Source organism: Bradyrhizobium sp. Ses1, from assembly GCF_059512365.1.
Genome location: NZ_JCAMOQ010000124.1, coordinates 1 through 5494, shown reverse-complemented (window position 1 = coordinate 5494; position 5494 = coordinate 1). Strand labels below are relative to the sequence as shown.

The following is a 5494-nucleotide window of genomic DNA, read 5'->3' as shown; positions in this document are numbered from 1 at the left end:
TCGGCCGTCGCGTTTCATGCCGATAGCATACACCAACGCCGCAACAATGTCGCCTATATTTCTGACCTATGAGTAAATAAGGATCACCGCCTGATCCTGCAAGTCCTGCGGAGCGCGCAATATCGATCAAGCCTGCAGTCTGCTCGCGCGCCACATTCAAACCATTGACCGCCTTGCCCTTCCCGCGTCCTGAGCAGGAATGAGATCTGGCGAGTTGCGTTCCGGACCGCGGGCGACGCGCAAGAGCGTCAAGCCATTGACCATTTTGCCGTGCGACGCGGCTTGCGGCTGCGCCCCGTTGCAGTGAGCTCGATCCCAAGATAGTTATGCGATCTCCTTGCGACATCAGCTTACGGCCAGCCATGATTCGTCACATCGTCTTGTTCACCGCCAAGGATCAGGCCCATATCGACCAAATCATCGAAGGCCTATCGGTTCTCACCACAATCCCGCATGCGCGCCGGCTCGAGGTTGCGCGCAACCGCAAAACCGACCAGCTCGGCAATGAGATCGACGTGGTGGTCTATGGTGAGTTCGACAACGAGACGGAGCTCGCAGCGTACAAAGCGCACGATCTCTACCAGGAATCGATCAGGCGGGTCCGCCCCCTCCGGGAGTTCCGGTTCGCGGCCGACTACAATGTATCAGCAGATGTGCGGTTCGCCTCGACGGCAGCGATAAGCCAAGTTAGTGGGCGGTTCGGGTCAACTGGCGGGGGTTAACACTGGCTATCGGTCTCAAGAGCTTGCGGGTCCCAGACGAGCGTCGCTCGCATCGGCGTAGGCTTCGCAATCGGAGCGCGTCTGACCAGCACGCCAGTTGTCGGTGACTGACAAGGCGATGCATGTCCGCGAACTGCAGTGGATTGAGCCTGTCACAGCGATGCGCTGTCTCGCGCGTCGACCGCAGCTGACGTTCCTCGATAGCGCGGCACGGCATGAGTTGCTTGGCCGCTATTCCTATCTGAGCTGCGAGCCGTTCAGCACCTATATGGTCGCGGACGGACGGGCAAGTTGCAACGGAGAGGCTCTCGCGGGCGATCCGTGGCGAGCTCTTCGCAGCCTGCTCGCCAAGTACCGAGAAGAGCATCATCCCGATCTGCCGCCGTTCCAGGGAGGGGCAGCCGGCTTTCTGGCTTACGATCTGAACAGGACGTTGGAGCGACTGCCCGCGCCAGGAGTTCCCGGTCAGGGGTTGCCGCAATCCATCCTGCATTTCTATGACGTGGTCATCAGCTTCGACCACCGTGACGACAGATGCTGGATCGTCTCGACCGGATGGCCGGAGCAGGATCCCGCGCGACGGCGCGAGCGCGCACGCCGGCGGGCCGATGAGTTTGCAGCGCGGCTCGCCGCCCCCAAGACGTCGCGGAACGGCTCGCCCGGCCGAGCGGGCGCATGGCAGTCAAACTTCAGCCGTGAGGGCTACATTGCGGCGGTGCAGCGCGTCATCGGCTTAATTCTGGCAGGCGACATCTTCCAAGCGAATATTGCGCAGCGCTTCACCGCCCGCCTGTCGAGCTCATTTGATCCGATCACCTTCTACTGCCGGCTGCGGTCATTGAACCCGGCCCCCTTTGCGGCCTTGCTGCGCTATGGCAAGCTGACCATTGCCTCGAGCTCGCCGGAACGATTCCTCAAGCTTGACGGACGACAGGTCGAAACGCGCCCCATCAAGGGCACGATCGCGCGCCCCGCTGATTTGAGGGACGACCGGCGCCGCGCTGAACTCCTCCTCGCGTCCGAAAAGGACCGTGCCGAGAACACGATGATCGTCGACCTCCTGCGCAACGATCTGTCACGCGTTTGCACGCCGCAGTCGGTTGAGGTTCCAGCACTGTGTGCCCTGGAATCCTATGCCTCCGTGCACCACCTCGTGTCGACCGTGACGGGTGAACTTGCAGGAGATGAAGACGCCGTCAGCTTACTGCGAGCGTGCTTTCCCGGCGGCTCCATCACCGGGGCGCCGAAGGTGCGGGCGATGGAAATCATCGCGGAGATCGAGCGAGTGGCGCGAGAGATCTATTGCGGGGCGATCGGCTTTATCGGTTTCAACGGGCACATGGACACGAACATTGCGATCCGCACTGTCACATTCGACGATGACTTGGCTGTGTTTCTTGCCGGGAGCGGGATCACGGCGATGTCGGATCCTGAGGCCGAATACGACGAGACGCTCGCCAAGGCGCAACGAATCTTCGATGCTTTTCGTGCTGACACATCAGGTGCGTTTTGATCGTCATTATCGACAACTACGACTCCTTTGTCTTCAACATTGCCCGCTATTTCCGCAAGCTTGGTGCAGCAACGGCAGTAATCCGTAACGACGCAGCCAGCGTCAGCGATCTTGCCCGTCTCAAGCCGCGCGCCGTGGTCCTCTCCCCCGGTCCTTGCACGCCACTTCAGGCCGGAATATCGACTGCCGTCGTCCGCGAACTGTCAGGTTACGTCCCAATTCTCGGCATCTGCCTCGGACACCAGTGCATTGGGAGCGCGTTCGGCGGACGCGTGGCGCGTGCACGTCGTCCCATGCACGGCCGGTCCTCATACCTCACCCATGACGGCCGCGGACTGTTCAAGGACCTTTCGTCCCCACTTTGCGTTGGCCGCTACCATTCTCTTGTTGTTGAACTCGACGGGTCATGCGCACCGCAACTCGCAGTGACAGCGCGTTCGGACGAAGGCGAGATCATGGCCCTCGCACATCGCTCTCACCGGACCTATGGCGTGCAGTTCCACCCGGAATCGATCCTCACTCAACAAGGGCAGGCATTGCTGATGAACTTCTTGCGACTGGCAGAGACTTGTCGACGATGAGGATATCGGAGAGCGTGTCGCACAATTGCCAGCCGGACGCACGGAAGCGAATTCGTCAAGGCTGCTTTTTGGGAGGCAGTCTGGGTGTGACGGAACGCTTGGTCTTGAGCGACCCGGCCTGGGATCGGATAGCGCCACTGATCATCGGCCGGCCCGACCAAATGGGATCGACAGAACGCGACAATCGGATGTTCGTGGAGGGCGTCCCGTGGCTTGTGCGTACGGGCGCTCCCTGGCGTGATATTCCAAGAGGTGTTTGGCGATTGGAACAGCGTTTTTCGGCACTTCAGTCGCTGGAGTATCCAGGGTGTGTTTGGTGGCGAATCTTCGAGGCGATGTCCGATGATCCGGAGTTCGAATAGCTGATTGTTGATTCCACCATCTTCCGACCCATCAGCACGCTGCCGGGGCTAGAAAGGGCCTGAACATCAAGCCATCGGCCGTTCGCACGGGTGGCCTGAGCACCAAGATCCACATGGCCGTTCGAGGTTTGGCCGTGGAGTTCACACTGACCGCGGGTCGGAACTGTGATGCACCGCAAGCCCCAGCCTTGATAGAGGATTGTCCGCCGAAGTCGTCATGGCTCAGGCGGACCACTTACGCCAAATCATCGCCGGCAAGGGCCTGACGCCGCACGTCTTAATAGCGCTGTGGTCGTCAGGTTCTCGACAGCTCGCCATAGCAAAACAGTGTGGTCTCCAGACGGCGGAAAGACGGCTGATGGCACCGGAAGAACATTGGAGTGGCCGATGCTCAGGTGCTCGGAGGCGGCCCCTTGGGAACGTACCTTGGTTTGTTGTTGAGGTCCGACGTCCAGAAGCAGATTCGCAGTTGAAGCCTTGATCGTTCTCGGTCTGCCGGCTCGATTCCACATCAGATCCGAGGCTAGCTTCGGATCGGCCTAAATTTTCGAAAGTGAGAACGGATGAATTGCCCTTTAACTAACCGACTGCATCAACAATCGGGCAACGCGCACCCGCAGGAGAGGACACCGGAGTTCTCGTCCTCAGATGCAGCGGCCTTTGGGCGGCAGCTGAGCGAAACTGCCAATTCAGACCCTCGCGTGCTGAGGCAGCCGCCCACAGATCCGGCCGGCGCACCGCCATCGGAACCTGTGCCCGAGCACCAATACCCCCGAGCGTCGCAAGGTGGCGGCGGCGAGGCGATGCCGGGCATCTCGGTGCCGCAGCCGCTCCAATCAAGTGGGGTTTTCGTGCGTCGCAGCAGGCAGCCTCTTTATGCCGAGGATGCCTCTTATTCTAGGGCTTGAGAACGCACTCAAGAGGACGGCCACCGAGCGCACCGCCAAGGGCCATGTAGATTATCTTCTCGGCTTGGGCCGCTGGCTTTTTGAAAATAGCAAGCAGCCTATCGCCGGTCGACTCAATGACGCTTCGCTCAACGATGATGTCCAGCAATTCATAGGCGACAGCGATGACTGGAGAGTCCTTACGGCACTAAATTATCTCCGGGCGTCCCAATCCTCGGGCGGAGTGCTGCCGATCGCGGGGCGCGCGGAGCTGAACGCTCACCCTGAGGATGCCGCCCTCATCAAGGAATACAAGAAAGTAGTAGGCACGCACACCGCCAGAACCTACGCAACTCTTCTGACGGATTTCAGTGACTATCTGCGCAGAAACAACAAGCCGGCGATTGCCGGTCGGCTGCACGAGCATCCCTGCGTAAAGACGTCAAGCGCTACAAGAAGGAGGTCTCCGGCCGTCACAAAAGCGTCGGTGCCGCACTGGCTCATCTGCGACATTCCCCAGTAGGCGCCCATGCGATAGAACCGCGCCCGCATATTTCCCCGCTAGCTGATGCCGAAGACGCAGTCCTGATCCGGCCGCCCAGTATCGACGACGCTGCTGCGCAGCCCAGCTCATCAGAGGAAGCTGGCAGCTGGCCAGAGGCTCTTGCTGCGGGGGGTGACGGTCACGATTTGTCGTTCGGGATGACCGATCAGGCCGGTCCCTCGTCGCCCCTGGAGTCAACTGCGCGAATTGGTGTCTCGCGATCGCAGGGGCAGCCGATCGTGCTGGCGCGCGAGGCTGAATATACCTCAGCGCCGCATAGTGCAGGTGGCGGGGCGACGCAAGGTCCCCCGGCCCTGCAGCCGAGCCAGGCAATCTTGACCTTCGTAGCTCGCAGCAAAGCTCCTCTTTATGCCGAGGATGCGTCTCTTATCGAGGCGTTGAGGCCGGCCCTGATCGACCGCGGTTTGAGTGAGCGCACCGCCAAAAACAATGTCAATTCTCTTCTCCAATTCGGGCGTTGGCTCGTGGCAAACAACAAGCCGGGAATTGTTGCCAGGCTTTTCGACAAGTCGCTGGACAAAGATGCCGCGGCGTCTGACAAAAGTCCGAAGCGGCGCGTCCTTGCAGCACCAGAGCATCTGCGAGCCTCGCAGCCGGCCGGGATGGTCCCGCCCCCAAGCCGCGCCGAAGACATGGATCCTCCTTTTTATTCCGAGGATGCGTACCTTATTTCGGTGCTTGAAAAGGCGCTTATCGAAGCTAGGTACCAAGAGGCCAGCGCCCAGGCCAATGGACGTTATATTCGCAAATTGAGCCAATGGCTCTTTGCAAACAACAAGCCAGCAATTGTGAAATGGACCCCGATTGTGGGACCACGTGCTTAGTTGGAAGGGGCTGCTCCGTTTGATAGACGGAGCGCATGAT

The 5494-nt window shown here is 60.2% G+C and carries 5 protein-coding genes and 2 pseudogenes; all 7 read left to right on the top strand.

Annotated elements, in window-relative coordinates:
* Nucleotides 1–75 precede the first annotated feature (75 nt).
* Nucleotides 76–193 (top strand): annotated as a pseudogene (locus tag AC5ZG5_RS45560) (GntR family transcriptional regulator); the annotation flags it as partial.
* Between the two features lie 169 nt (nt 194–362).
* Nucleotides 363–722 carry a Dabb family protein gene (locus AC5ZG5_RS45555; protein ID WP_456647143.1) on the top strand — a complete coding sequence of 120 codons (360 nt, stop codon included), beginning with the start codon at nt 363–365 and terminating at the stop codon, nt 720–722.
* Nucleotides 723–840: 118 nt separating this feature from the next.
* On the top strand, nt 841–2235 hold the full coding sequence (gene pabB, locus AC5ZG5_RS45550; RefSeq protein WP_456647144.1) for an aminodeoxychorismate synthase component I: 1395 nt from the start codon (nt 841–843) through the stop codon (nt 2233–2235).
* On the top strand, nt 2232–2816 hold the full coding sequence (locus AC5ZG5_RS45545; protein WP_456647142.1) for an anthranilate synthase component II: 585 nt from the start codon (nt 2232–2234) through the stop codon (nt 2814–2816). Before pabB ends, AC5ZG5_RS45545 begins: the two co-directional genes overlap by 4 nt.
* Nucleotides 2817–2896: 80 nt before the next feature.
* Nucleotides 2897–3440 (top strand): annotated as a pseudogene (locus tag AC5ZG5_RS45540) (IS5 family transposase); the annotation flags it as partial.
* A 614-nt stretch (nt 3441–4054) separates the two neighbouring features.
* Nucleotides 4055–4588, top strand: a complete 534-nt coding sequence (locus AC5ZG5_RS45535; protein WP_456647141.1) for a hypothetical protein — start codon at nt 4055–4057, stop codon at nt 4586–4588.
* A gap of 179 nt (nt 4589–4767) precedes the next feature.
* Entirely contained in the window at nt 4768–5454 is a 687-nt protein-coding gene (locus AC5ZG5_RS45530) for a hypothetical protein (protein ID WP_456647140.1), read from the top strand.
* The last annotated feature ends 40 nt before the right edge of the window (nt 5455–5494 follow it).

Excerpts from the sequence above, each read along its gene's own strand:
- AC5ZG5_RS45555 (WP_456647143.1), top strand. The coding sequence starts at position 363 with ATGATTCGTCACATCGTCTTGTTCACCGCCAAGGATCAGGCCCATATC.
- pabB (WP_456647144.1), top strand. The coding sequence starts at position 841 with ATGCATGTCCGCGAACTGCAGTGGATTGAGCCTGTCACAGCGATGCGC.
- AC5ZG5_RS45535 (WP_456647141.1), top strand. The coding sequence starts at position 4,055 with ATGCCGAGGATGCCTCTTATTCTAGGGCTTGAGAACGCACTCAAGAGG.
- AC5ZG5_RS45530 (WP_456647140.1), top strand. The coding sequence starts at position 4,768 with ATGACCGATCAGGCCGGTCCCTCGTCGCCCCTGGAGTCAACTGCGCGA.